The organism is Planktothrix prolifica NIVA-CYA 540, from assembly GCF_963864145.1.
Taxonomy (GTDB): domain Bacteria; phylum Cyanobacteriota; class Cyanobacteriia; order Cyanobacteriales; family Microcoleaceae; genus Planktothrix; species Planktothrix agardhii.
Genome location: NZ_CAWLTW010000001.1, coordinates 566211 through 591793, shown reverse-complemented (window position 1 = coordinate 591793; position 25583 = coordinate 566211). Strand labels below are relative to the sequence as shown.

The following is a 25583-nucleotide window of genomic DNA, read 5'->3' as shown; positions in this document are numbered from 1 at the left end:
TAGTGAACAAATTATGTAAGATTTGGTGAAAGATATGATAAGATAGAGGATTGTAATATTTTTTGTGGGCTTAGGATAGACAAGGGAGGTGTAATTGTCAAGGTTTGTATTAAAAGTTCTCTGGCTAGATGAGAATGTGGCCCTGGCGGTGGATCAAGTGGTAGGTAAGGGAACAAGTCCTTTAACCTCCTACTTTTTCTGGCCCCGCAACGATGCTTGGGAAGAACTGAAAACGGAAATGGAATCCAAACATTGGATTTCTGAACCCGATCAAGTTGAACTGCTGAATAAAGCAACCGAAGTAATCAATTATTGGCAAGAAGAGGGCAGAAATCGCCCCATAAGCGAAGCTCAATCCAAATTTCCTGAAGTTATCTTCACAGGTAGTAGCTGATCCCTTCACCTTGAGAAATTGTTTGATTGTGTGAAATTTCCAACGCCATAGCAAATGCAACGGCGTTGGTTTTGTTTGGGGAGAGTTGGTGAACAACTTCCTGTTAAGGCTAGGATAATAGTAAGCAGAAAAGCTTAGTCTTGTTGTTTGGCTTACGGCCCTAATACAGAACAAAATAGCTGAGTATGCTAAAAATGAATGTATCAGGTCGGACACATTTTCGACGAATCTACATTCAAGTAGAGATTTTGCCAAAAGGAAAATTATGACTACCACATCCCGAATTCCATACACTACAGAACAAAGTCTGGCGTGGATGCGTGGACTTTTAACCCTAGCTTGGGCGGATGGCAATTTTGATGAAGAAGAACATCAGTTAATTGATGCGTTAATCCATGATGAATTAGTTGCTGTGACTGATGTTGATAGTTTAGAACCCATTTCACCCCAGGAATTAGGCGCTATTTTAGGAACTAATCCTAAACTAGCAGAAAACTTCCTGAGAACGGCTGTAATGGTGGCTTTAGCCGATGGAATTTACTCTATTTGTGAGGATGATTTATTACATCAATTTTGTCAAGCATTAAACCTCAAAATTGAGGCCGTAGATACATTGCGAAAAACCTTACAAGATTTGTCTCAAATTCAATCGGGGGAGTTACCCCAAATCTGTATTGATCATAACCCCCATGACCATCATCATATTGATGTTCTTTCCCCGGTTAAACATTGGTTAGATGATTTAGAAATTCATGATTCTAAAGTCGCTCATGCTGTCTGTAAATTGATTCCGCCTCAGTGTCCTTTTGAACGAGATTTGATCATATTTGGACGCAAAATTGTTCATATTCCTCCGATGTGCAAATTGAATCCTTTATATGAACAATTCACCGGACTACGCTTCCGGGCGTTGTGTTATTTGGCGGATGAATGTCACGAAGATATCTCTAAATATTGTTAGGTAATAAATACGGGGATCACTGATTTAAAAGGATTACGCAAATTAACACAGATTAAAATCCGTGAAATCCGTGAAATCCTCTTAAATCTGTGATCCTATTTATTTAAAACCCGATAAAACCAGTTTCTAACATTTCCCAACCATAATTTAGGATGATCCTGGGGTCTGTAATGAGTATTATACATAGAAATAATTAAGGGTATACCTCCGACTTTAATCGCCATTAAAACATGAATCATAATCGAAAATAAAATTATCACCCAAGCGATTAAATGTACAAAATACCATGGGTGATTAAATTCTCCATTTGGAAGCCAATCTTCTTCTTGAAACTTGCCTGAAATCACCGACAATGCCACAGCAATTAAAGCTAAAGTATTACTAATTCTAAGTAAGGTATACCACCAAGCGGGTTTATTAATTTTAGTTAATGTTTGCAGAGTATTTCCTTGAATTAACTTTTTTCTTTCTGCAATTAAACTGTAGACAGCAAAAACAAAATAAACAAACAATAAAAAAAATCCAAAAGTTCCATGAATATCAATTAAACTGCGCTTTTCTTCGGTTAATCCTAAGCCACCAAAACGCCGATCATAACTATCATAAACCAAAAATCCAGTAATGAAAGCACCCAGAACCAAAAAAGCATTTAAAGCGTGGGAAACTCTCAAAAATAAAGGTTGATAGGGCTGTAACTTAGACATAGTAAGATCCTTATTTGGGTTTATTGTTAAGAAATTATGAATCAATTATGAATCATAATTCTTGCCGTTTGAGTGCAAAAACTGATTTTATTATAAACAATTTTACTTTTGAATTTCCCAGACAAAATAATTAATCTGATTCAACATAGCAAGCACTAAATAGATTGTATAGATAGAGAATTTATTGTATAGTAGACCGTAAGTATACTAAAAATTTTACCGCGATCGCAAAAATTCCATGAATTCTTATGATTGGATTGTAGTTGGGGCTGGAATTACAGGTTCTGCACTCAGTTATGAATTAGCTAAAAAAGGATTTAAGGTACTTTTATTAGATCCAAATCCTCTTTTAAACAATGCAACTCGCTATAGCTACGGCGGCTTGGCTTATTGGTCGGGGACAACGGAACTCACCCGAACGTTATGCGAAGAAGGAAAAACATATCACCAGACTTTATCCCAAGAATTAGGGATAAATACGGAGTTAAGAGAATTAGATTTAATTTTACCCTTTAATTTCGATATTGATCCAGAAATTATAGCTGAAAAATATCGCAATTTTGCCACACCCCCTGAGTTAATTACCACTCAAGAAGCCTGTGAATTAGAACCCCTATTAAATCCTAATGGTATCGGTGGAGCCTTTACCGTTCGTCATGGTCAAATTTCCCCAGAACATCTGAATAATGGATATCTTCAAAGCTTTAAAAATTTAGGGGGAACCCAAATTATCGATCAAGTTTTACAAATTAATCCTCTGAAAAATCAAGCCGTTAATATCATCACAAGATTAGGAGAATATCAAGCTGAAAATGTGGCAATTTGTGCGGGGGGATTCACTCGTCAGTTATTGAAAAATGCTGGAATTTCGGTTCCGATTTATTTCACTCATACCGAAATTCTGGAAACCCCACCCGTTGATTTAAAATTACAAACCATTGTTATGTCTGCGATGATGGAGCGTTTCCAACTCGAAGCCAAAGCCACCCAACCCGAATTAGAACCTTTATGGGAACAACCCGGTCATGAATTAACCCCATTTATGATCGATAAAAGTGCCGCCCAGTTACTCGATGGTCGGATCAGAATCGGTCAACCTTCTCGGACTTTAAGTGATGTTAATGCGACTGTAAATCTCACTGAAAGTGAAGCATTAATTCGTCAGGAAATCGCCACAATTTTACCCGCCTTAGCTAATTTACCCGCAATTTGCTATGATTGTTTAGTAGCCTTTAGTTCCGATAGTCTACCCTTAATTGGTACAGTGGCAGATTTTGATCGAATCTTTTTGTTTTCGGGGTTTAGTAATCCTTTAGTGTTTATTCCCCCGTTAGCTAAACGATTCGCCAACTTGATCACAGGACAACCCGATTCCATCATCACACAATTGTCCCCCAGGCGTTTGATCTCAAACACCCGCTAACGGTTGAAAGTGTGATTCAATGGTGGATGATTTTTGAGAATTCTTGCTTTTATTCTCCGGGTGTGTTAACTAATTAATTAAGATCTGTAAACATAAGTCAACTATCGGATCATTAAAAAACTCGTAATTGCCTTTGATATTGATCCTGTGCATCTATCTGACGGTTTTCTATAGCCATCCCCCCTGAAGTCTCACAAGTGACATCGCAACAAAAAGCTTAGAAACTTTTGAGGATCTAAAATTTCATCCTCAATTTTTCATATCAATGCTGAATCAAAACCTCGTTGAAACTTATATCTTTTTTCAGCAAAATTCCGGCTGAGTTGAATGATATCCCATAGGAGTATAGTTATTATGAATACCTCGGTAAAACCCAGAAACAGAATTTTAATTATTGATGATAATTCCATCAATCTTGATTTATTGTCTGAGCTTCTTGATTATGCCGGTTTTGAAGTTTGGACAGCTTTAAATGGACAAACAGGGCTGGAAATAATCAGTCAAAAAATCCCAGATTTGATCCTATTGGATATCATGCTCTCGGACTGGGACGGATTTGAGATTTGCGCTTATTTGAAAGCTGATCCAACCTATGCACAAATCCCGATTATTTTTATAACCGCCTTAAGTCAATCCCAAGAGAAAGTCAAAGGATTAAAATTAGGAGCCGTAGATTATATTACCAAACCTTTTGATCAAAGTGAAATTATAGCCAGGATTAATCTGCACTTAAAACTTCATAGTTTAAATACCCAATTAAAGCATGAAATTCATCAAAAAAAGCAAGTAGAACAATCCTTATATCAACTAAATTTGGAACTAGAACAACGAGTAGAAGAACGCACCGCCCAACTCCAAATTACCTTAGAAGAACTACAAGAAGCCCAAAAAAACTTATTAGACCGAGAACAACAATTACATTACAAAGCCTATCATGATCCCCTAACAGAACTCCCGAACCGATCTTTGTGTCTTAATCAGCTTAAAACCTTAATTGAACAGACTAAAACCGACTCCAATTATCGATATGGGCTTTTGTTTTTAGACTTAGATCGCTTCAATATCGTTAATGATAGTTTAGGTCATTTATTAGGTGATCAACTATTAAAACAGGTGGCTAAACGGTTACAATCCTGCTTAACTCCTAACCTGAAAGTTGCTCGTTTAGGTGGCGATGAATTTGTAATTATTGTAGAAAACTTTACCGATAATCAAGAAGTAATAACCATTGCTCAAAATATTTTAGAGGTGTTGAATCCTGTTTTTAAATTAAATCAATACGAAGTCTATATCGGGGGAAGTATTGGAATTACATTTAGCCATTTTGGATATGATTACCCCGAAGATATTTTGCGAGATGCAGATGTAGCCATGTATGCCGCCAAAGCTAATGGTAAAGGCTGTTATCAACTGTTAACCAGTGAACTACAACAAAAAGCTATTAATTGTTTACAGTTAGAAAATGACCTCAGACGGGCAATTCAAAATCAAGAATTTTCTCTCCATTATCAACCGATTCTTTCCCTTCTCACCCCGGGAAAATTAGGGTTTGAAGCCCTAATTCGTTGGCATCACCCCAAAAAAGGCATGATTCCCCCAGATCAATTTATTCCTGTGGCTGAAGAAACGGGATTAATTATTGAGTTAGGATTATGGGTGATCAAAACAGCCTTAAATCAAATTTTAATTTGGCAAGAACAATTCCCTAGTTTTTCAGAAATTACAATTAATGTTAATGTTTCACCTCAACAATTGATGATCCCTTGTTTCTCTGAACAAGTCCAAAAACTATTATTAGACTTTAAGATTAAAGGTGATCAAATCAAATTTGAGATTACAGAAAGCTCATTACTAAAAACAGGCTCTGATTATATAGAAGTTTTGAAACAATTAAAAAATTTAGGAATTCAATTTTGTATTGATGATTTTGGCATGGGATATTCTTCTCTAAGTCGTCTCCATGAGTTTCCGATTGATACCTTAAAAATTGATCGCTCCTTTGTAAATCGTATTGGTTCAAATCAAGGAGAAATTGAATTAATTAGAACTATTATTACCTTGGCTCATGGATTAGGAATGGATGTGGTGGCTGAAGGTATTGAAACCAAATCTCAACTGAATCAACTATCATTATTAGGCTGTGAATGGGGGCAGGGATTTCTATTTTCAAAATCCTTAAATACCACCGATGCCACTCAATATATTGCCGATTTTTTTCCGTTTAAATGGCAACAAGAACGGGTTAAAGCCTCGCCGATCTAAACCCGTTCTGTAGAAATATTTCAACCCTAAATCTTAAGCAAAAGTCGAGTTACCAAAATCAGGTGGAACATCTTGCCATCGTCCTTGACCGACAGCTTGAATTGCTTCCTTTAAATTAATATCCCCGGTATAGATAGCCCGTCCGACAATTACATCCGTGACCCCTAAAGGTTCCAGAGATAATAAACTTAATAAATCCGTAATTGAACTGACTCCCCCAGAAGCAATCACCGGAATTGCAACAATATTGGCAATTTCTCGTAACGCCTCCAGATTCGGCCCCGTTAGGGTTCCGTCCCGATGAATATCGGTATAAATAATAGCAGCCACCCCTAATTGTGCCATTTGTTCGGCTAAATCCGTCGCTAAAACTTCCGAGGTTTCTAACCATCCTTTTGTCGCAACTTTGCCATTTCTCGCATCAATTCCCACCGCAATATGACCGGGAAATTCTGCACATAACTCCGCAATTAATTTCGGATTTTCAACCGCAACGGTTCCTAAAATTGCCCGTTCTACGCCTAAATTTAAGAGGGTAGCGACGTTTTCTCGATTGCGTAATCCTCCCCCGACTTGCACTGGAATATTAATCGTATTAGCGATCGCTTCAATGACGTGATAATTAATTGGTTGTCCAGTTTTTGCCCCATCTAAATCCACTAAATGTAGACGGGTTGCTCCTTGTTCTACCCAGTCTTGAGCAACCGCAATCGGATCTTCATTAAAAGTTTGAGCTTGGTTATAATCTCCTTGATATAAACGTACACAGCGTCCGTCTAATAAATCAATGGCTGGAATAATATTCATCGGATAGCTTTATAATTGACAATATTAAGTTTCCCACAGGTTCAAACATAAGGCTACACAAAAAAAACCATTTGAAGTAAAATAATCAGTTAATTGAAGCGATCGCCACTTGGAGAGAACTACTCACCCGCAAGGAAAACCATGATTCAAACAACTATTAAAAATCAACTAACTTTTGAGGAATATTTAACCTATGACGAGGGCACAGATAACCGCTATGAATTGGAAGATGGAGAATTAATTCCGATGAACCCACCCACATTTCGTCATGCGTTTATTGTTAGTTTTTTAACTGATGTGTTGACGACACAAATTAAACAGCTTAGTTTACCTTGGAAAACATTATCAGGGATTGGAGTTAGAACTTCTGTTAATCGTTCCAGAATTCCTGATCTTTGTGTGATTAACCGAGAAAAAATCTCCAATTTTGATCTATCTGCGGTGATCGAATCTGCCATCATAGCCGTAGAAATTGTCAGTCCTGAATCTCGAACCAGAGATTATCGGTTTAAGCGTTCGGAGTATGGTGTGGTCGGTATTTCTGAATATTGGATTGTTGATCCCACCGAGCAAAAAATAACTATTTTAACCTTAGTAGAGGGATTCTATGAACAGATAGAATTTAGAGGAAATGAAAGAATTGTTTCCCAGATATTTCCCGAATTAGTATTAACGGTGGAACAGATATTGGAAGCTTGATTTCATTGTCTTGCCCAATTTCTGATCGCCCGCCGTACTGCCAGCTTACCATCAAGACGATATTGCTCAATTATAGTTGGAATTTCCTGCACCCGCAGCATCGGAAATACCGAACTTGTTTCTACTTCTCCATAGGTTTCCTGTTGGAGTTGGTAAATTTTTAATTCGCCAGAATCGTAACACCAAATTTCGGGTATTCCCAAGCGAGCATAAATCGGAAAGCGATTTAAAGATTTATGGGTCATATCAATTTCTAAGGCTAAATCTGGAGGGGGATCTTGATTCAAATTAAACTCTAATCTGCCTCGAATTTTAGCTTCATTCTGAAAATAAAAGCAGTTGTCAGGTTCTATTCCGGCTAAACGCGCTTCCCGTTTCCAAGTTGTTGAACCATAACTTTCATAATTGATGTCTAATTCTTCGGCAATATCTTGAATAGAAATTCCGATTGCTTCCTTATAATATTCGTGTTCGGGTAAGGGGGTCATAATTTCAAAAGTTCCGTTATCATAGGCAATTCTAGCGGCGCGAGTTTGTCCTAAGTCAATCAGGAGATTTTCAAATTGCTGCCAACTAATATTGTATAAAACAACGCGATCAGCACGATGTTCAGTGAGTTGCATAGGATTTTCTTAGCAATTTATAAAGGCTATAATTCTAGTGTAATTGATGCTAGATATATTGAGCATTTTAAGGCATAATCATCCCCGTAGTAAGCCCTTCAGGGCTTTCTTCTATTCCCAGAATTATCCCTCTGGAACTTTGCAGATTGTTCCTTCTGAACAAACAAAATCTGGAAAATTGTGGCACTGGGATATTGTTCTATCTCCGTATCAATGGAAGACCCCATTTCCACATCCGAACTAATATAAAAGTACGACGGGTGAAAGTAATCTCGCTTCTACCCGTCTAATTGCTAATCATATTGTTGACAGATGGCTAGGGCTTCTTGCTTAATGCGATCGCGCACACTGTCAGGCGCAACAATTTCACACAGGGAGCGATAGGCCAAAATCTCGCGGATCAGCCAAAAGGTATTCGACACCTGACGCACCACTATCAGGATATCACCCTCTCGTCTGCTGCTGAGATCGTCCTGTTTTGACTCGTAGCTGTTCGCCAGTTCTCCCTTAAAGTGTAAGTACACTTTGACAAAATCTAAATGCTCTCGCCATGTCCCCTCCCCAGGGAGAATATTCAGATCCGTAATCCGATCCAAACGCAGGGAACGGTTGTGGGCCAGTTCGGGTAAATCCCGGTTGCCCTCGGTTTCCTCGCTCCATATCTCCAAATATAGCCGTTTTTCCCTGGGCCAAATTTGGGCATAACGGACGGTAAACATCCAATTTCGCTGTTGGGCATCCCGGTAGAGAAGGCGAAAGGGTTGACGACGGGCAATTTGCTGATCGAGTAACACCCGCCAAGCCGGGAGGGATTGACTGATCTGTTGGACAAAGGACTGACGGAGGGGGGAAGCCAGATTTCCCCGTTCTAGGAGCAGGGCTATTAATGCTTGGGCTTCGCTAATGTCACCGGAATCAATCAGGGCTTTCGTCCCTTTCTCTAAAGATTGTACTTGTACTGAAGTCAGGGTAAAGCGATCGCCGACTTCCAATTCCGAACGGGCGATCGCCACTAACAAGCCCGATATACTAGGGCGATCGCCCCATAGAATCTGGAATTTAGCTGCGATCGCCTCTAATTGCTCCTTCGTACCCGGGGGAATAGACAGTGTAATAGTTTCTTTTTTCCGAGCCATTTTAATTTTTATACTTGCATATTGAATAAATCTGTGCCATAATCGGTCTATTAACAACTATAAACCACCCGTCACTATTCTAGGGGAAATCGTGAAAATTACGTTACTTCCTTTATATTCTCAGCAAAATACCGATGTAGATGGCTGCCCATTGGGATGTCGGGGTGAGTGCAAAGTCAAACAGCAGGCCCCGAACTTTGTCAAAAATCCAGAGATTTCCTGCCCTTTGTCCGTACACCAGGTCAAAACCTGTGCCGAAGTGCTGCATGGCCCGGCTGAGATTATTTTTAACACCTCAGCCACCGGAGATGGTAAATCCCTGGCGGCTTACTTAGGGGGATTACTTAATCCCAAATTTCGGACAATTGCCCTATATCCGACCATTGAATTAGTCACAGATCAAGAAAAACAAGTTAGAAATTATTGCCAAGATTTTAATTTAGATGGGAGTCGGCGCGTCGATAGTTTGTATGGTGTGGAATTAGCTCGACGGGTAGAAATTGCCGAAAAAAGTAACAAATTTAAGGAATTATCAAAAGTTATTCAACGCAAACCCGTTATTCTAACAAACCCCGATATTTTCCACTTAATTACCCACTTTCGTTATTATAATCCAGGCTTTAATCACACCTGGTTGACCTCTTTAGTGATAAATCCTGATCTCTATGTTGCAGATGAATTTCATGTTTTTGGAGTGCATCAAGAAGCCGCTATTCTGAATAGTTTGCTATTGATTCGTTATAGCCGACCGCGTAAGCGTCCGATGAAGTTTTTATTCACTTCTGCAACCCCTAAACCCAGTTTTATTAACACCCTAGAAAAAGCGGGATTTCAAGTGACTAAAATAGCAGGAAATTATGTTTCACAACCCACACCCGGATATCGGCAAATTTTGCAGTCAGTCGAACTCAAATTTGTACAATTAGATCGAGATTCAGATAGTTTAACTTGGTTAAAAGAACAAGCGGAACTGATCCGAAAATTACTAGAAACAGAAGGTCGAGGACGGGGGTTAATTATTCTCAATTCCGTCGCCCAAGTTAGCCGCGCTGTTCGAGAATTACAAGCAATTTTTCCCGAAGATCAAATCAAAGTTCGAGAAATTAGTGGTCGAATTGATCGACAGGAAAGAACGATCACCCAAACGGAGTTAAAAAATGCGGAACAATCGGTTTTAGTAGTAGGAACATCGGCGGTAGATGTGGGAGTAGATTTTAAAATTCATTTGCTTATTTTTGAGGCAAGTGATTCTGCAACTTGTATTCAAAGGTTAGGTCGTTTGGGTCGTCATCCTAATTTTTCCAGTTACAACGCTTATATATTACTTCCGGGTCGCGCTCCTTGGATTGAAGCCAGATTAGCTGAAAAATTAACATCAGGACAAGAAATTGATCGCACAAATTTTAGAGAAATTCTTGAAGATGCTTTTAATCCCCCGACGGAATTTGAGCAATATCGGAGTTATTGGGGAGCCTTACAAGCTCAAGGAATGCTGTTAAAAATGACCGGGGAAAATTCCGCCGTAATGGAGCAAATTTATCAGAATATGAGTCAGGATTTAAGACAAGTTTATGGGAAAAAATTAGATGAAAAACGAGATCATTGGTGTGCATTAAATAACAATCCAACGGGTGAGGCGGTACAGGAAGAATTATTACGATTTCGAGGGGGGTCAGATCTACAAGCAGCGGTTTGGGAGGGTTCTCGGTTTTATACCTATGATTTATTGCGGCTTTTACCCTATGCAGAGGTAGAAATTATTGATGCTCAGACTTTTATAGAAGCTGCTCAAAAATTTAACCATCCAGCGACGGAATTTCCCGATCAATATATCCAAGTTTACTTAAAAATAAAACAATGGACAGATCGACGATTTGAGGTGCAATTAGAATGCGATCGCACCACCGAAGAACTCAGACAATGTACTTTAATTCTATTAGATAAACTCACGATTGTCGGACACCCCCAAGGAGAAGTTAAAAAATGTCTTCGGAAACGGAAATTACTGGCATTTATTGTTTCGGTAAACCGGAGTCAAGCCTATAGTCATTGGGAAGTGAGTCGCAAATTGCATCTTAATCCCACCTTTGGATTATACCGTTTAACCGATGTCGATGGTGTTGCCTACGCCTGTGCTTTTAATCAAGATGCCTTGCTTTTAGAAGCGATGAAATTGCGACTTAAACCTTGTGAAACTGCCCAACCTTATATTTTTTAAAATCATGGAAAAATTCACCCTTCTGCAAACCTTACTAATTGAAACCTTACCCGAAGATACTGATCCGATTTTGCGTTCTTATATTGAGACTATTCTCCCAGCAATGGAACGACAATTCTCAGTAATTACGGCTTTAGGAGGTTCCTATAAAAGTCATTTAAACAAATTAGAAAAACAAGGCGATCACCATGCGGAAGAAAAAGCTCAACGGTGGTCAAATAAAGCCGATCAAGGTTTACAGGTTCATGTTCTGAATGCTTTGTTAACAGCTTGGAATTTGAGTCAATATTTACCCGATGATTTACAACTTTCCGAGGAAGAAAAACGGCTATTGTGTTTAGGAATAACCTTACATGATTATAATAAAGTTATTCAAGGTCAAACTGAAGCATCTACATCTCCAAAAGCCCATGAAATTCGGCAAATTTTGCAAGTCTGTGAAACCTGGGGAGAAAAACTTAATTTTGATGGGTTTTGGCATCCCTGGCGTGAGTATTTAGTGGATATTGCCTATTTAGCTCAAAATACTCAATTTAAAGTGGGAAGTAATACGTTCATTTCTAATTGGGAAATTGATGATTTTCAGATACAAATTGAGGATGATCGGCGCTTAGATTTACCCCTGCGTCACCTGTTAGCTTTTGGTGATATTGCAGTGCATTTTAATGACCCGACGGATGTGGCAATTCAAACGGGAGGCGATCGCCTACAAGATCATTTAGACTGGTTAGAAATCGACAAAAAATTGGTTTATCATCGCCTGCGGGACTGTCGGGGTTTGCTAACTAATCGTATTCATAATGCCTTGGTTAGTTTTGTAGAAAAAATTGGCTGGGAACCCCTATTATATTTTGCCCATGGTACAGTTTATTTAGCCCCTAAAATACCTAAAATTCCCGATTTTATAGCCATTGAAACGGCTATTTGGCAGAATATTATCCAAGGGGATCAAGATAAAAATATTCGAGGTTTAGCTGGATATTTTAGTCAGGGTGAAATTGGCTTTGTAAGAGATGGGAAAGGCTTAAAAGTTGCCCCCCAAACCCTGGAATTATTCAGTCCCGCAGACCTAATTCGACAACTTCCCCATGTTGTAGAAGTTAAAGTTGCTAATGATAAAAGTCACGCAACTCCTAAGCGAATTGAAAAATTAGATATTCCCCAAGTTGAAAAAGAAAGACTATTAAAAGCGGCGGATTTGCGGGCGGATCGAATTGCGGAATTTTTGATTTTTACTCAAAATCAATTTTTTGAAACCTCTGGGGAATACGCCCCCCAAGTTCTAACCCTGCTGAATTTAGAAACTCAAATTTCCCCAGAAGAAACAGCAATTCAATCTGGGGGGGTTAATTATGGTTGGTATCGAGTTGCCGCTAACTATATGGCTGATCATTTAACCCTAGATTTAGAACAAGTAACCGAATTTTTAACTGTTTTTGCCGATCGCCTAGCAACTTGGGCAGAAGAAAAAGGGTTACTCAAACAACAAAGTAGCCCAACTCGTGAAGCCTTTGGCGATTATTTAGAGCAGTATTTAGAGATTTGGGGGTTAACAGCATTACCCCATAAATTCCCTAATGAACTAACGGCTTATACCGAGGCAAAAGTTACAAATCAACCGATTTGTTCATTAAGTTCGGGGGAATTTTCCGCCGAGGATCAACTGGATTCTGTGGTGTTATTTAAACCCCAACAATATAGTAATAAAAATGCGTTAGGAGGAGGTAGAATTAAACGAGGAATCTCAAAAATATGGGCTTTAGAAATGTTATTACGGCAAGCCCATTGGTCTGCCCCTGCGGGAAAACTAGAAGACAAACAACCAGTTTTTCTGTATATTTTCCCCGCCTACGTTTACTCACCCCAAACCGCTAAAGCGGTGAAAGTATTAACTAATACTTTAAAGACTAATCTTTGGGATGTTCGTAAACATTGGATTGATGCTAATTTGCAAATTGACGGCTTACAAACCTTAGCTTGGCACGGAGAAGATGAACCAAAAGCAGGAAGATATCCAAAATTAGGTGTTCGCTATTCGGTGCGAGACTTGCCGTTTATGGCAATTAATTACACAACAACCATGGGAAAAACCCTGACGGATGCTTGGGTAGAACCGGCGTTTTTAGCCCTAGCTTTGCCCAGGCTTTTAGGTGTAAAAGTCGTAGCTACCACCAGTCCCGATCCTCTTTATACCAGTGATCAAGAGTTTCTGGAAACCGTTAAATTAGACGGAATTGCTGGGTTTTGGAATCTGCTCAGTTTAGATTCATCTATTCGTTTAGATGGCTTGGAAACGGCCTTAGAACGCTTGTTAATTGCCTATAGCATTCATTTAGATAATCGGAGTGCTAAACCCGATCCCCGTTGGCAAGCGTTTAATGGCACAGTGAGGGATTTAGCCACGAATGTGTTGAATATTTTTGCGATCGCTAATGAGGGATTTCGGCGTGACAAACGAGAACCCTATAGCAATGAAATTGATCGCTATTGGCAGTTTGCTCAAATTTGGTCAAAAGGAGATGATGTTATGGAGAAAACCATGCAGTTTACACAAGATTTAGTCGAAAAATATCGCAAGTTCTATCAAGTCGATATCAAAGAGTCCAGTCATTCAATTTTGTTACCCATTACTAAATCTTTGGAGGTAATTTTATCGAGTCCAAATGATCTTGACCCCCAAGATTTAATCTTTCAAGGATCTGGACACTTGCGCGATGCTTTGGATCGTCAAGAAGTCTATAAACGTCCCTTGATTAAAGATAAATCTGTGGATTATGCCCAGCGTCAACAACAGGAACTTGAAGCCATTCATGGGTTTATGACAACCTTTGTGGAGGAGGTTTTTTTGAAGCAATATAAAGGCGATCGCGCCTTGCTTCAAGAAAACCGTAACCGCATCAAAGCGGGGGCGGAATTTGCCTACCGTTGGTTGGCATTGCAAGACAAACAACAACAATCTTAAACCCAAAATTAACACTTTAAAGGAGATAATCACAATGGCAATTCTCGAAACACTTAAACCAGAATTTCAAGCCGCTTTTCCCCGTTTAGCTTCGGGTAAATATGTCCATTTTTTAATGGTGCGTCATAGTCAATCTTTCCCCGTTTTTCAGACCGATGGTGTACTGAACACCGCACGCACTCAAGCGGGATTAACTACAGTTGATTTTCTCAGTCGTTTGGTGATGTTTAAGCGCAAACAAATTACCCCAGAAAGATTAGCAGGACGGGAGTTATTACGGTCTTTAACCTTAACCAGTGCCACCGAAGGTGCAGAAAATGGTTGTGAATATAATGGGGAAAAATCCTGTAAAAAATGCCCTGATTGTATTCTTTATGGGTTTGCCATTGGTGATAGTGGATCGGAACGTTCTAAAGTATATTCTGATTCGGCTTTTTCTCTGACTCCTTACGAAAATTCCCACCGTAGTTTTACCTTTAATGCTCCCTTTGAAGGAGGAACAATGAGCGAAAAAGGGGTAATGCGAAGTGCAATTAATGAATTAGATCATGTTCTGCCGGAGGTAGCATTTCCGACGGTAGAAACCCTGCGCGATTCAACCTTTGAAGGGTTTATTTATGTGTTAGGAAACTTGTTAAGAACCCGACGTTACGGCGCACAGGAATCACGCACAGGAACCATGACCAATCATTTGATAGGAATTGCTTTTTGTGATGGTGAAATTTTCAGTAATCTGCATTTTACCCAGGCAATTTATGATCAATTAAAGCCAGATATTAATGCCCCGATTAGTGATATTTTGACTAAAGCAACGGAGGTGGCTGATAATTTAATTAAAAAGGAACCTGTGCGAAAAACTCAAGTAATTTTGCGTCCTCAATTGGATGAATTATTAACAGAAGTGAGTGCAATTTATCAGGATGAAACGCGCTTGCGGGAAACTTTAACTACTCTCTATGAACAGACGAAAAGCTATGCCGAAACCTATGGTGCTTTAACTAAAGAAAAAGGCAAAGGGAAAGGAAAATCCAGTTCTTAATCAGTTGTTGTGCTTTAGCACCCAGTTGTTGTGCTTTAGCACTCAGTTGTTGTGCTTTAGCACCCAGTTGTTGTGCTTTAGCACTCAGTTGTTGTGCTTTAGCACCCAGTTGTTGTGCTTTAGCACCCAGTTGTTGTGCTTTAGCACCCAGTTGTTGTGCTTTAGCACTCAATCTTGGTATTAAATTAAGCTGGAAATTCCCTGTTTTCTTTTAAACCTTTGGGTGCGCTAAAGCGCAACAACTTTTATGAGTGCGCTGAAGCGCAACAACTTTTATGAGTGCGCTGAAGCGCAACAACTTTAATTTTTGAGGAAAATTTAATGGTTCTTTATCACTGTCATTTGACTTTACATGATAATGTTTTTTTTGCGAGTCGGGAAATGGGTATTCTTTATGAAACCGAAAAATATTTGCATAATTGGGCATTAAGTTATGCGTTATTTGAAGCGGTTTATATTCCTAAACCCTATCGACTACATGGGAAAAATGCTCAAAAACCCGCTTATTTAGATAGCGATCGCGAACAAAATTTACTCCATCTCAATCAAGCCCAAATTTATGTTTTTCCCGCCCAACCTTTGTACTGTTCCTATCAAATTAATACCTTTAAAGCCGCTCAAGTAAATTACTATGGAATTCCCAAACAATTTGGGGCTACAGGAGCAAGCCGCAACTATCCCATTAACTACGGTCGAGCCAAAGAATTAGCTGTAGGTAGCCGATATCAGACTTATATTATTGCACCGCCAGAGGTGAAATTTCCGGCTTGGATACGGTTAGGAAAATGGGCGGCAAAAATTAAAGTTGATGTGACACCAATTCCTGATTCTGGGATTAAAAAAAAATCGGGAGAATATGTCTGTCAACATCCCTTAAATCCCGTAGATTTACCACAATCTTGTCGCTTACTTTTATATAATCGGATTGTTATGCCTCCGGTTAGTTTATTGAGTCAGGCACAATTAATAGGCGAATATTTAGAAATTTTAAAACCGAATCAAGGGCAAGAAATGCCAGAATGGTCACAATTAACCGAGTTATCTTTTCCGATCAATTTACCTTTAGGAGTGGCTTATGGAGCTAATACCATTGCAGTCTGATAAATCTTTTAATTTATATGCGATCATTGTCCAAATAGCCGCTATTAATCGGGGTTATTTACCTCCCACTTTAGGACGTGCGATCCATGCTCAGGTTTTGTACTGGTTACAAATGGGCGATCCAAATGCTTCTGAATATGTCCATAATAGTCAGGATTCTCCCATCAGTTTATCGGGTTTAATTGGTCATCGTCGTGGCGATGGAATTCGCTCAGGAGATGAGTTTTATTTTCGGATTGGTTTGTTAAATGGGAGTCTGCTGGAACCCCTATTAAACGGCATTGAACAATGGGGAAGTAAACCCCTAACTTTAGGTAAATTTCCCTTTATTATTAAAGGCATTCATTCCTTACCTGGTACTCATCCTTGGGTGGGTTCGGGGGATTATCAAATGTTAGCAAAACTGCCAAAAAATTCCGATGATATTACCTTAGAGTTTCTTTCCCCCACCAGTTTTAAGCAACAAAAATATGTGCAACTTTTTCCCTCACCAGAATTAGTGTTTTCTAGTCTGATGAAAAGATGGAATGCTTTTGCACCGGAGGAACAAAAAATGGAGGCGATCGCTTGGCAAGGTTTTGTTTCTGCTTATAGTTTAGAAACCCATGCTTTAAAGATGGAAAATAACGTAGAAATTGGGGCAAAAGGATGGATTAAATATCGATTTCCCGACCCTCAAGAAGCAAAAATTGCGAATATCTTAGCCCATTTTGCCTTTTTCTCCGCCATCGGTCGTAAAACCGCCATGGGAATGGGACAAACAAGAATCACTTCGTAGAGACGTGCCATGGCGCGTCTTGGTTTATGTTGAGCGCGTCTTGGTTTATGTTGAGCGCGTCTTGGTTTATGTTGAGACTCCCTTAAAATTCTTTTTGCTATCCAAAAAAAACCAGAATTAGGAATAATGAATCAAGGAAAATTATCCCAGACAACCAATAACTGAGACGCGCCGTGGCACGTCTCTACACTGATGACTGATATGACCGATTCTTATTTGCCTTTAGCTTATCTCAACGCTTGGGAATATTGCCCCCGTCGATTTTATTTAGAGTATCAATTGGGGGAAATGAAGGATAACGAACATATTATTATGGGACGTTATCTCCATGAAAATATTAATGAAGAAGGAACTACTTTTGAAGGTGATACTATTATTCACCGTCAGCAGTGGGTCTGGAGTGAACAGTTGAAAGTAAGTGGAATTATTGATGCTGTGGAAGAACGGGACAATCAACTGATTCCTTTGGAATATAAAAAGGGGAAAATGGCGCAACATCTTAATGATCATTTTCAACTTTGTGCGGCGGCTTTATGTTTAGAAGAACGCACGGGGAAAGTAATTCCCTATGGTGAAATTTTTTATCATGGAAATCGTCGTCGCCAACGGGTTGAATTTACCCCAAAATTACGACAAATGACCCAAGAAGCGATCGCCTTAGCTCACAAAACCGCCATGGGCAAAATCCCTTTACCGATTAACAATTCTAAAAAATGTCAAGCCTGTAGTTTAACAGGAATTTGTCTACCTTTTGAAGTTAAAGAACTAATTCGTCAAGGAGTTTAACTTAAAATGTCTATTCTTTATATTACCCAACCTCAAGCAATTTTAGGTAAAAAATATGAAGCCTTTACCGTTGCAACTCAAGAAGAAAGTGGCAAATGGAATAAACAATCTGTTCCCGCCCAAACCGTCGAACAAGTGGTATTAATGGGCAATCCTCAAGTCACTGGAGATGCCCTCACCTATGCTTTAGAATTGGGAATGCCTGTTCACTATTTAACCAGTTTTGGTAAATATTTAGGTAGTGCTTTACCCGGATATTCTAGGAATGGAGCCCTACGGTTAGCCCAATTTCAATTATATCAGGATACGGAACGCCGCTTGGAATTAGTTAAAACCATTGTATCGGCTAAAATTCAAAATCAAGCTACGGTTTTATATCGTCAGAAAATTGCCGATAGTCCTTTGAAAAATCATAAGAAATTAGTCTTTAAAAAAGCCACTTTAGATGAAGTCCGAGGAGTGGAAGGAATTGCAGCAAAAGATTATTTTCGGGAATGGTCAGCGATCTTAAATGAACCTTGGTCTTTTCCAGGTCGCAACCGTCGTCCACCGACCGATCCGGTGAATGCTTTATTAAGTTTTGCCTATGGTTTATTGCGGGTACAAGTAACAGCATCGGTGCATTTAGTTGGACTTGATCCTTATATTGGGTATTTGCATGAAGTCAGTCGAGGTCAACCCGCAATGGTATTAGATTTAATGGAGGAATTTCGTCCTTTGGTGGCGGATAGTTTGGTATTTTCGGTATTAAATAACCGAGAAATTAAACCAGATGATTTTACCGAAAGTTTGGGTGCTTATCGACTCAAAGATGAGGGACGCAAACGGTTTTTACAAGCCTTTGAACGAAAAATGAATGATGAGTTTAAACATCCAGTTTTTGAGTATCGGTGCACCTATCGGCGGGCGATTGAATTACAAGCTCGATTATTAGGACGCTATTTACAAGAAGACCTGGTTTATAAACCCTTGGTGCTACGATGAAAAATACTTTATTTTATTTGGTGATTTACGATTTACCCGATAGCAAAGCAGCAAATAAACGGCGCACAAGGTTACATAAATTGTTGTCGGGTTATGGCAAATGGTGTCAGTATAGTGTGTTTGAATGCTTTTTAACCAGTATTCAGTTTGTGAACTTACAACACCAAATTGAAAAGTTAGTTAAACCTACGGAAGATTCGGTACGGATTTATGTTTTGGATGCGGGATCTCTGAAACGCACAATTACCTATGGGTCTGAACTCCCCCGTCAAGATCAGGCTATTGTCATCTAGTTGAATTGAATAGGATAACGTTGACCCTGTTTCCGTTGGATGCGGGGTTTTTTATTTGAGGTCATGGGTCTGGGGGCGATCGCAATATCATATAAGATTCCCCTTGACAAGAAAATTGTTTTGGTTTATGATTACTTTCGTGAACCTAAGCGGGGGCGAAAACCTGGGGGGGTTCACGAAAAACGCTAGAACCTTGACAAATCAATAGTTTATACTTTTGAGTCCGATTAGTTATTGATAATCTGTTGCAATAACGAGGGCTGAAATGAGGCAATTTTTGAGGTTCACGAAAATGGGCTCCAGAATCACCGCCCCATCAGGGTTTCAGACGGCAGACTTTCAATTAAAATAATCCTGCTTGCGGGACTGAAACTTTAGTTCAGCCAAGATTTGACATTGAATCCTGTCCGCTTTCAATTAAAATAATCCTGCTTGCGGGACTGAAACTGACATGATTGCATCCGGTGAGAAGAAAGAAGAGCTTTCAATTAAAATAATCCTGCTTGCGGGACTGAAACCTAAGGATTCCGTGTTGGAGTTTAGCGGGAAATATCTTTCAATTAACTTTCAATTAAAATAATCCTGCTTGCGGGACTGAAACAAGGATTCAAGGTTTATGATCACCACCGCCTACGAGCTTTCAATTAAAATAATCCTGCTTGCGGGACTGAAACATTGAAAAGCGAGAAGTTGAGACGGTCAAAACCAAACTTTCAATTAAAATAATCCTGCTTGCGGGACTGAAACTTTTAATTGTATTGGTTTTTGGTTTCCATCCTTTGCTTTCAATTAAAATAATCCTGCTTGCGGGACTGAAACTTAGTTATTGGGTTGTTTGTTGGTTGCACATCCCACAATCTTTCAATTAAAATAATCCTGCTTGCGGGACTGAAACTATTGTTGTTATTAGTTAAGCGTTTCATTTCGCTTAACTTTCAATTAAAATAATCCTGCTTGCGGGACTGAAACATGACTATTTTAGCATCTTAAAACTAGCGTGTCCTGAGTCTTTCAATTAAAATAATCCTGCTTGCGGGACTGAAACTTTAATCTAAGCCGGGTTAATTACCCGGTTTAAATGTCTTTCAATTAAAATAATCCTGCTTGCGGGACTGAAACTGAACAATCTCGCATTGATAAATAAATTGCTAAATCCTTTCAATTAAAATAATCCTGCTTGCGGGACTGAAACATGTCAAATCCGTTGAAGTCACCAGAGGATCGGACGGATCTTTCAATTAAAATAATCCTGCTTGCGGGACTGAAACGAACCGATGTTCTAACTGGTTTTTATAATCGTCACACTTTCAATTAAAATAATCCTGCTTGCGGGACTGAAACTATTTTTCCCTCGTTTCCAGGTCGGATATTCAGATTCCTTTCAATTAAAATAATCCTGCTTGCGGGACTGAAACTTAACCAAGTTTATCAAAATCGCCTAATTAATAGGGGGACCTTTCAATTAAAATAATCCTGCTTGCGGGACTGAAACGAGAAATGTATCCGTTTACAAAATTATAAATATGAATTGCTTTCAATTAAAATAATCCTGCTTGCGGGACTGAAACATAAAATTACAGTTGAATGGGCATGGGGTGGGAAGCGGAAACTTTCAATTAAAATAATCCTGCTTGCGGGACTGAAACAAAAAGCTTCGATGCCTCGTGGTGCTACTTATTAGGACCTTTCAATTAAAATAATCCTGCTTGCGGGACTGAAACCAGAACTATAAAGACCGTGCCGATGCGGGAGAGGTAGATCTTTCAATTAAAATAATCCTGCTTGCGGGACTGAAACTATAATAGGTTGTAACATTTTAATACTGACATGAAACAGTCAGAAATATTACCCCTGTTCCCTTTTACACAACTCAAATAGGATTGCTATAATTCTTAATCTTCTCATAATCAATGGCTATCATTCCCCGACAATAAATCAAAGAATGATAGCCGAAAATATCAACGATCTTTAGCTTGTTTGTACATAACTTTTGGCTAATGAAACAGCCCTGGCGTTCCCACTGGAGTTAGCTCAAACTATTAGTTAATAATTAAAAAAAGAAAAAGAAAAGAAGAAAGAATTAACCAATTATTTCAATTTTTGTCTAAATTAGATGATGAAACTGAACAAAAAGAAACCTTAAAAATTATTGAATCTCTTGAGGATATTATGAATGGATTGAAGTCGATTATTATGCGAGTTGGTCAAGATTAATTAAATATCTGAAAAAAGTGCTTGGCAATTTAGCTGTTTTTTCAACAAAACGTAGGTAACTATAAATAAATACCTACGTTTTGTTAAATTTCATCTAATTTTGATCTAACTTACAATTTGAGGAACTTTAAGTCGTTTTTTCTAGTTTTTTTCAATCTTCCTACGCATTTTAAGATTGAACTTGAAAATAATGATAAAGATTAGCAACGGTTAAATCGGGTACTTCTTCCCAATTTTTAGGGGCTAATCCATTTAAACCTGTGGCGATCGCTTTATTAAAAATATAAGATTCATGTTCACGGCGTAATTCAGGTTTAACGACAAATTTTAATTGATCTCGTAAAGCTGAATAGTGGGATTTTTGTTTTAATTCCTCATAGATTTGCATTTCTAAAGGTTTAACCGTTATGTCGTTTTTTGATAATTCAAAATTAACTGATTCTGAGGTTTCCGGTTCTAACATTGCTAACTGTTCCCGTTCATCATTAGATAAGGTTTTAAACCAATTAGTATGATCTTGCCAAGATTTTAACGCGGTACAATCATGTATTTTAATTCGGGCTATTTCAGGAAAGAGAAAATCAAGTTCTTCTTGGGAACTACATTGATCAATAATATTCAGTAACCCTTGATGAATTTTATTTTGCAGTTGTTCGAGGTGTTCATTCGATGCTGTTAATTGATTTTGGGCTTGATAGGCGGTAATAATTGCTTGTTCAATCGCCCAAGTGCATTCGAGTCTACGAAGTTGACCCGCAGCACAAACATTGTTTAATAGCTGGGGATTAGAGTAATTAGCTAAAGCATGGTATAGCATACTTAACACCCCGTTAATTTGATCGTTTCTGGCATTTGGTTCTTCAATAGTCATTGCCACTTTAAACCACTTTAAGGCTTCTGTAAATTTGCCATAAGCTGTAATTAAAATTAACCGATGTTGATTATATTTAATATCTTCTGCAACTTCATCAATCCGTCTAATAATACTATCACCTTGATTATTTAAGGCAGATTTTAGATCAATAAATCCTCCCGTTACCGTTAATTTAAGTTGTTTGATATCTTCTCTTAACTTTAAAGTCTGATATAAATTTACCGCCGCAAGAACACCTGTTACCGCAACACCGACACCAATAACCGCAGTAGTTGATTGTAGAACTCCCAGACTTGCTTGTAACTGGTTAATTCCTTGATAGGTTTTCTGAAATCCTTGATGAACCTGATACATTTGAACTAAACCCATACCCACTTCCACGGGTGCGGTAATCGGCGCAAGGGGACTATTGTGCATTATTGTACCCATAGCGTGACCTGCAAACTGGCCCGCATTTGCTGTTCCTTTCGCCCATCTGACCATGCTTAAAGGTACTCCTGAGTTGGAAGAAACTAACTCATAGACACCCTTGGCTAAACCTTCTTGAATTGCGGGGGAAAATACAAATTGCATACTAGGAGCGAAAACAGACATAATTTTTAACCTAACTCTTTAATTATTGTAAACTCAAAATCCTCTAAAAACAAACAGATATTGCTAAAATTTTGATCAATTAATTTTTTGTTTTACTGATTTAAGTATTTTTACGGAAAATAAATTTATTTTGATTTTAATTGATTTTATTAAACCGTATAAACACGGATAAATAATTTATAAATTGTTACTGACTTATTTATTGTTCCTCTAATGTTGTAAAGTAGAACTGTATGCTTAATTGAGGCTTGCTGCAATGAATGAATTTTTAAATATCTTCCAGTCTATTACTTATTCAACGGTTTCTGTACTGAACAATCAAAGTGAATCTTGCGAGTTGAAACAATCCGCTACGGAGTTAAATCAGTCGATTCAATCCTGTAATCAAGAGTTAAGACAGTCCGCAGCCCGATTAAAAGAGTTAATGGAAGTTAGTTATAAAGATTTAGATCATGCTGAAGATGTCTGGAATAGTAAAGCTAGAATTATGACTGTCCCCAAGTCTGAACTCTGGGAACAAATAGGAGAATTAACGGCTATTGATTTTAGAATTCGGGAGTTACAGAAAAAATGTCAAACAGAAGTGATCCAAGAAATTAAAAATTTATGGTTAAATCAATGTGAACAGCTTAAGGAAACGTGGTTTAAAGATAGTAAAACCGGAACATATAAGCAAGACTTGGGTTATTCAGATAAAGATGGTATGATTCAAGGGTTAGATAAGGCAATAAAAGTTATCAATAATGAGACGATCAGCCTAATCAATACTAATTTAGAGTTTTTAAGTCAAATCTTATCAGATTTAAACTTTGATTCTGTTCAGAATACAATGAATTCACTTGATTTCAAACAACGAGTTGATATTTTTGATAAACTCAGTTCATATTTTTACAAAAAAGATAATTTAATTAACATAGAGAATCAAAGTATTAATCTTATTCAAGAGTGGATAAAACCAACTTGGGACTCATTCTCAAACAACTTCAACAACATTTTTGCTTTAATCAAAAGAGAGCAATTTGATAATTTTGTTGATAATGTTAATAATCTTATCGTAGAAAATATGGCTGTAGGATTTACTAATTGGTTTAAGTCTACTTTATCAACTACAACAGAAATTATTATTTTTTACAATGATTTTTTAGAGAAACAAAACCGATATGAACAAGAAACCAACGAACAACAGGAAGCCGAAAAAGATTGGATTGATCAACAACGTCGAAAATTAGATCAAGTTCAGAAACAAATTAATATGATTTTAAGAGGTTATGTAGGGTGAGCAATGCCCACCCTAATCCTACATTAACCTAGGGATTAATGTCCAATCCCGACATATTGGAAACCAGCGGCTTCTAATTGTTTTCGGTCTAAGAAATTCCGGCCATCAATCATAAATGCCGAGTGCATTTTTTTCGCCATTTTTGCATAATCAAGAGTTTGGAATTGTGTCCAGTCCGTAATTAAAATTAACGCATCACAGCCATCAGCTAACAATTCAGGATCGGTTTCAACAATCACTCCCGTTAACCCATGACGCATTCCACTTTGGGAAATAATCGGATCATAAGCTTTGACTTTTGCCCCTAAACGGTTCAATTCTTGGATAATATCTAAAGCCGGAGCATCGCGTAAATCGTCCGTATCAGCTTTAAAAGTTAACCCCAATAATCCCACAGTTTTGCCTTTGAGAATTTTCAGAACTTGCTGTAATTTGTCAATGGCAATAGTGCGCTGACGGTTATTAACTTCCACCGCCGCTTTTAACAATTGGGCATCATAATTATAGTCATCGGCGGTATGAATTAAAGCCGAAACATCTTTCGGAAAACAGGAACCCCCCCAACCAATTCCGGCTTGCAAAAACTTACTGCCAATTCGAGAATCTAAGCCAATTCCTTGAGCTACTTGTGTCACATCCGCACCGACGCGATCGCAAATATTAGCAATTTCGTTAATAAAGCTAATTTTAGTTGCTAAGAACGAGTTAGCAGCATATTTAATCATTTCTGCTGAACTTAGATCAGTTAACACAATTGGAACTGGGGGTAAAGATGGATGATCAGAATGTTTTCTCGATACTAAAGGTGCATACAATTCCTGCATCACCTCCAGGGCTTTTTTGCTATTACTTCCTAACACAATTCGATCGGGATTAAAGGTGTCATAAACCGCCGAACCTTCGCGTAAAAATTCCGGGTTACTAACAACATCAAATTCAGCTTCAATCGGTGTTCCTGCTGACCCTTTTTCTTTTTGTCGCTCGGAAACACCATCTAAAACAATCATCCGCACCCAGTCCCCGGAACCAATGGGTACAGTGGATTTATTCACAATCACTTTATAACCTGTGGTCAGGTTCGCTCCAATCCCCCGCGCCACCGCTTCGACATAACGAGTATCACTTTCTCCACTTGGTAAAGGAGGAGTTCCTACGGCGATAAATAACACCTCACCATGTTCCACGCCCGCAGCTAAATCCGCAGAAAAATCCAGACGCCCAGATTCCATACAGGATTTCATTAATTCCGGCAGTCCGGGTTCATAAATCGGGGACTGTCCCGACTTCATTAATTTGACCTTTTCCTCATTATTATCAATACAAATAACATCATGTCCGATCTGTGCCAGACACACTCCGGTTACTAAACCCACATATCCCGTCCCAATCACACAAACACGCATAAATCTATCCTCAATTTTTTGACCGAAACATTAATAATCTTGTTAACGC

General features: G+C 38.5%; 21 protein-coding genes and 1 CRISPR repeat array. Of the genes, 14 read left to right on the top strand and 7 right to left on the bottom strand.

All coding sequences use genetic code 11. The features are described from left to right. The first annotated feature begins 94 nt into the window (after nucleotides 1-94). Entirely contained in the window at nucleotides 95-394 is a 300-nt protein-coding gene (locus tag AC559H_RS02640; protein WP_026787359.1) for a 30S ribosomal protein PSRP-3, read from the top strand. Between the two features lie 265 nt (nucleotides 395-659). Beyond that, nucleotides 660-1355, top strand: a complete 696-nt coding sequence (locus tag AC559H_RS02635) for a Mo-dependent nitrogenase C-terminal domain-containing protein (protein WP_026793539.1) — start codon at nucleotides 660-662, stop codon at nucleotides 1353-1355. Nucleotides 1356-1450: 95 nt separating this feature from the next. Here the strand turns inward: AC559H_RS02635 and AC559H_RS02630 are convergent, their stop codons facing one another. After that, nucleotides 1451-2059: a cytochrome b/b6 domain-containing protein gene (locus AC559H_RS02630; RefSeq protein WP_026793540.1), complete on the bottom strand. Its 609-nt coding sequence runs from the start codon at nucleotides 2057-2059 to the stop codon at nucleotides 1451-1453. Between the two features lie 238 nt (nucleotides 2060-2297). Between AC559H_RS02630 and AC559H_RS02625 the strand changes: the two genes are divergently transcribed. Together AC559H_RS02625 and AC559H_RS02620 are read left to right on the top strand one after the other, a co-directional pair. Continuing rightward, complete coding sequence (locus AC559H_RS02625; RefSeq protein WP_026793541.1) at nucleotides 2298-3482, top strand: NAD(P)/FAD-dependent oxidoreductase; 1185 nt, start codon at nucleotides 2298-2300, stop codon at nucleotides 3480-3482. A 354-nt stretch (nucleotides 3483-3836) separates the two neighbouring features. Continuing rightward, nucleotides 3837-5744 carry an EAL domain-containing protein gene (locus AC559H_RS02620; RefSeq protein ID WP_026798428.1) on the top strand — a complete coding sequence of 636 codons (1908 nt, stop codon included), beginning with the start codon at nucleotides 3837-3839 and terminating at the stop codon, nucleotides 5742-5744. 33 nt (nucleotides 5745-5777) lie between these two features. Here AC559H_RS02620 and hisA read toward each other — a convergent pair whose 3' ends face one another. Continuing rightward, a complete protein-coding gene (gene hisA, locus AC559H_RS02615; RefSeq protein WP_026793542.1) occupies nucleotides 5778-6551 on the bottom strand; it encodes a 1-(5-phosphoribosyl)-5-[(5-phosphoribosylamino)methylideneamino]imidazole-4-carboxamide isomerase in 774 nt (257 codons plus the stop codon). Between the two features lie 141 nt (nucleotides 6552-6692). Between hisA and AC559H_RS02610 the strand changes: the two genes are divergently transcribed. After that, nucleotides 6693-7250, top strand: coding sequence for a Uma2 family endonuclease (locus AC559H_RS02610; protein ID WP_026793543.1), 558 nt, complete (start codon nucleotides 6693-6695; stop codon nucleotides 7248-7250). A gap of 2 nt (nucleotides 7251-7252) precedes the next feature. Here AC559H_RS02610 and AC559H_RS02605 read toward each other — a convergent pair whose 3' ends face one another. Together AC559H_RS02605 and AC559H_RS02600 are read right to left on the bottom strand one after the other, a co-directional pair. Then, complete coding sequence (locus AC559H_RS02605; protein ID WP_026793544.1) at nucleotides 7253-7873, bottom strand: Uma2 family endonuclease; 621 nt, start codon at nucleotides 7871-7873, stop codon at nucleotides 7253-7255. A 293-nt stretch (nucleotides 7874-8166) separates the two neighbouring features. Beyond that, nucleotides 8167-9009 (bottom strand): WCX domain-containing protein, encoded by an 843-nt coding sequence (locus AC559H_RS02600; protein ID WP_026793545.1) that lies wholly within the window; start codon nucleotides 9007-9009, stop codon nucleotides 8167-8169. A 91-nt stretch (nucleotides 9010-9100) separates the two neighbouring features. Here AC559H_RS02600 and cas3 point away from each other — a divergent pair, with 91 nt between their 5' ends. From cas3 to cas7d, 3 genes are read left to right on the top strand one after another with little or no spacing between them, the layout of a single operon-like run. Next, the gene (cas3, locus tag AC559H_RS02595) at nucleotides 9101-11227 is read left to right on the top strand and encodes a type I-D CRISPR-associated helicase Cas3' (protein ID WP_026793546.1); all 2127 of its coding nucleotides are present in this window, start codon (nucleotides 9101-9103) and stop codon (nucleotides 11225-11227) included. A 4-nt stretch (nucleotides 11228-11231) separates the two neighbouring features. Beyond that, the gene (cas10d, locus tag AC559H_RS02590; RefSeq protein ID WP_036834484.1) at nucleotides 11232-14189 is read left to right on the top strand and encodes a type I-D CRISPR-associated protein Cas10d/Csc3; all 2958 of its coding nucleotides are present in this window, start codon (nucleotides 11232-11234) and stop codon (nucleotides 14187-14189) included. Between the two features lie 34 nt (nucleotides 14190-14223). Next, nucleotides 14224-15228, top strand: a complete 1005-nt coding sequence (gene cas7d / locus AC559H_RS02585) for a type I-D CRISPR-associated protein Cas7/Csc2 (protein ID WP_026793548.1) — start codon at nucleotides 14224-14226, stop codon at nucleotides 15226-15228. On the opposite strand, the gene AC559H_RS02580 is transcribed toward cas7d, so the two are convergent. Continuing rightward, nucleotides 15188-15400, bottom strand: coding sequence for a hypothetical protein (locus AC559H_RS02580; protein ID WP_026793549.1), 213 nt, complete (start codon nucleotides 15398-15400; stop codon nucleotides 15188-15190). The two genes, cas7d and AC559H_RS02580, sit on opposite strands and share 41 nt — an antisense overlap. A gap of 149 nt (nucleotides 15401-15549) precedes the next feature. Between AC559H_RS02580 and cas5d the strand changes: the two genes are divergently transcribed. From cas5d to cas2, 5 genes are all read left to right on the top strand, one after another. Then, nucleotides 15550-16329 carry a type I-D CRISPR-associated protein Cas5/Csc1 gene (cas5d, locus tag AC559H_RS02575; protein ID WP_026793550.1) on the top strand — a complete coding sequence of 260 codons (780 nt, stop codon included), beginning with the start codon at nucleotides 15550-15552 and terminating at the stop codon, nucleotides 16327-16329. Next, the gene (gene cas6, locus AC559H_RS02570) at nucleotides 16304-17107 is read left to right on the top strand and encodes a CRISPR-associated endoribonuclease Cas6 (protein WP_036834491.1); all 804 of its coding nucleotides are present in this window, start codon (nucleotides 16304-16306) and stop codon (nucleotides 17105-17107) included. Before cas5d ends, cas6 begins: the two co-directional genes overlap by 26 nt. A 201-nt stretch (nucleotides 17108-17308) precedes the next feature. Beyond that, nucleotides 17309-17893 (top strand): CRISPR-associated protein Cas4, encoded by a 585-nt coding sequence (gene cas4 / locus AC559H_RS02565; protein WP_026787343.1) that lies wholly within the window; start codon nucleotides 17309-17311, stop codon nucleotides 17891-17893. A gap of 6 nt (nucleotides 17894-17899) precedes the next feature. Further along, nucleotides 17900-18877: a type I-D CRISPR-associated endonuclease Cas1d gene (cas1d, locus tag AC559H_RS02560; protein WP_026793551.1), complete on the top strand. Its 978-nt coding sequence runs from the start codon at nucleotides 17900-17902 to the stop codon at nucleotides 18875-18877. Beyond that, nucleotides 18874-19170 carry a CRISPR-associated endonuclease Cas2 gene (gene cas2 / locus AC559H_RS02555; protein WP_026793552.1) on the top strand — a complete coding sequence of 99 codons (297 nt, stop codon included), beginning with the start codon at nucleotides 18874-18876 and terminating at the stop codon, nucleotides 19168-19170. The genes cas1d and cas2 overlap by 4 nt, the downstream gene beginning before the upstream one ends. A 336-nt stretch (nucleotides 19171-19506) precedes the next feature. Beyond that, a CRISPR array of direct repeats spans nucleotides 19507-20967; the repeat unit is 37 nt; unit sequence CTTTCAATTAAAATAATCCTGCTTGCGGGACTGAAAC. A 586-nt stretch (nucleotides 20968-21553) separates the two neighbouring features. Here the strand turns inward: cas2 and AC559H_RS02550 are convergent. Continuing rightward, nucleotides 21554-22852: a hypothetical protein gene (locus tag AC559H_RS02550; RefSeq protein ID WP_237745649.1), complete on the bottom strand. Its 1299-nt coding sequence runs from the start codon at nucleotides 22850-22852 to the stop codon at nucleotides 21554-21556. Between the two features lie 256 nt (nucleotides 22853-23108). Here AC559H_RS02550 and AC559H_RS02545 point away from each other — a divergent pair, with 256 nt between their 5' ends. Next, a complete protein-coding gene (locus tag AC559H_RS02545) occupies nucleotides 23109-24131 on the top strand; it encodes a hypothetical protein (protein WP_026793554.1) in 1023 nt (340 codons plus the stop codon). 35 nt (nucleotides 24132-24166) lie between these two features. On the opposite strand, the gene AC559H_RS02540 is transcribed toward AC559H_RS02545, so the two are convergent. Continuing rightward, on the bottom strand, nucleotides 24167-25534 hold the full coding sequence (locus tag AC559H_RS02540) for a UDP-glucose dehydrogenase family protein (protein WP_026793555.1): 1368 nt from the start codon (nucleotides 25532-25534) through the stop codon (nucleotides 24167-24169). Nucleotides 25535-25583: the final 49 nt, after the last annotated feature.

What these genes read in the sequence shown, in the direction of transcription:
- AC559H_RS02630 (WP_026793540.1), bottom strand. Translation starts at nt 2,059, where the DNA reads ATGTCTAAGTTACAGCCCTATCAACCTTTATTTTTGAGAGTTTCCCAC.
- hisA (WP_026793542.1), bottom strand. Translation starts at nt 6,551, where the DNA reads ATGAATATTATTCCAGCCATTGATTTATTAGACGGACGCTGTGTACGT.
- AC559H_RS02625 (WP_026793541.1), top strand. Translation starts at nt 2,298, where the DNA reads ATGAATTCTTATGATTGGATTGTAGTTGGGGCTGGAATTACAGGTTCT.
- cas7d (WP_026793548.1), top strand. Translation starts at nt 14,224, where the DNA reads ATGGCAATTCTCGAAACACTTAAACCAGAATTTCAAGCCGCTTTTCCC.
- cas5d (WP_026793550.1), top strand. Translation starts at nt 15,550, where the DNA reads ATGGTTCTTTATCACTGTCATTTGACTTTACATGATAATGTTTTTTTT.
- AC559H_RS02635 (WP_026793539.1), top strand. Translation starts at nt 660, where the DNA reads ATGACTACCACATCCCGAATTCCATACACTACAGAACAAAGTCTGGCG.
- cas10d (WP_036834484.1), top strand. Translation starts at nt 11,232, where the DNA reads ATGGAAAAATTCACCCTTCTGCAAACCTTACTAATTGAAACCTTACCC.
- AC559H_RS02540 (WP_026793555.1), bottom strand. Translation starts at nt 25,534, where the DNA reads ATGCGTGTTTGTGTGATTGGGACGGGATATGTGGGTTTAGTAACCGGA.
- AC559H_RS02600 (WP_026793545.1), bottom strand. Translation starts at nt 9,009, where the DNA reads ATGGCTCGGAAAAAAGAAACTATTACACTGTCTATTCCCCCGGGTACG.
- AC559H_RS02545 (WP_026793554.1), top strand. Translation starts at nt 23,109, where the DNA reads ATGAATGAATTTTTAAATATCTTCCAGTCTATTACTTATTCAACGGTT.
- cas6 (WP_036834491.1), top strand. Translation starts at nt 16,304, where the DNA reads ATGGAGCTAATACCATTGCAGTCTGATAAATCTTTTAATTTATATGCG.
- AC559H_RS02620 (WP_026798428.1), top strand. Translation starts at nt 3,837, where the DNA reads ATGAATACCTCGGTAAAACCCAGAAACAGAATTTTAATTATTGATGAT.
- cas2 (WP_026793552.1), top strand. Translation starts at nt 18,874, where the DNA reads ATGAAAAATACTTTATTTTATTTGGTGATTTACGATTTACCCGATAGC.
- cas4 (WP_026787343.1), top strand. Translation starts at nt 17,309, where the DNA reads ATGACCGATTCTTATTTGCCTTTAGCTTATCTCAACGCTTGGGAATAT.
- AC559H_RS02605 (WP_026793544.1), bottom strand. Translation starts at nt 7,873, where the DNA reads ATGCAACTCACTGAACATCGTGCTGATCGCGTTGTTTTATACAATATT.
- AC559H_RS02610 (WP_026793543.1), top strand. Translation starts at nt 6,693, where the DNA reads ATGATTCAAACAACTATTAAAAATCAACTAACTTTTGAGGAATATTTA.
- cas1d (WP_026793551.1), top strand. Translation starts at nt 17,900, where the DNA reads ATGTCTATTCTTTATATTACCCAACCTCAAGCAATTTTAGGTAAAAAA.
- AC559H_RS02550 (WP_237745649.1), bottom strand. Translation starts at nt 22,852, where the DNA reads ATGTCTGTTTTCGCTCCTAGTATGCAATTTGTATTTTCCCCCGCAATT.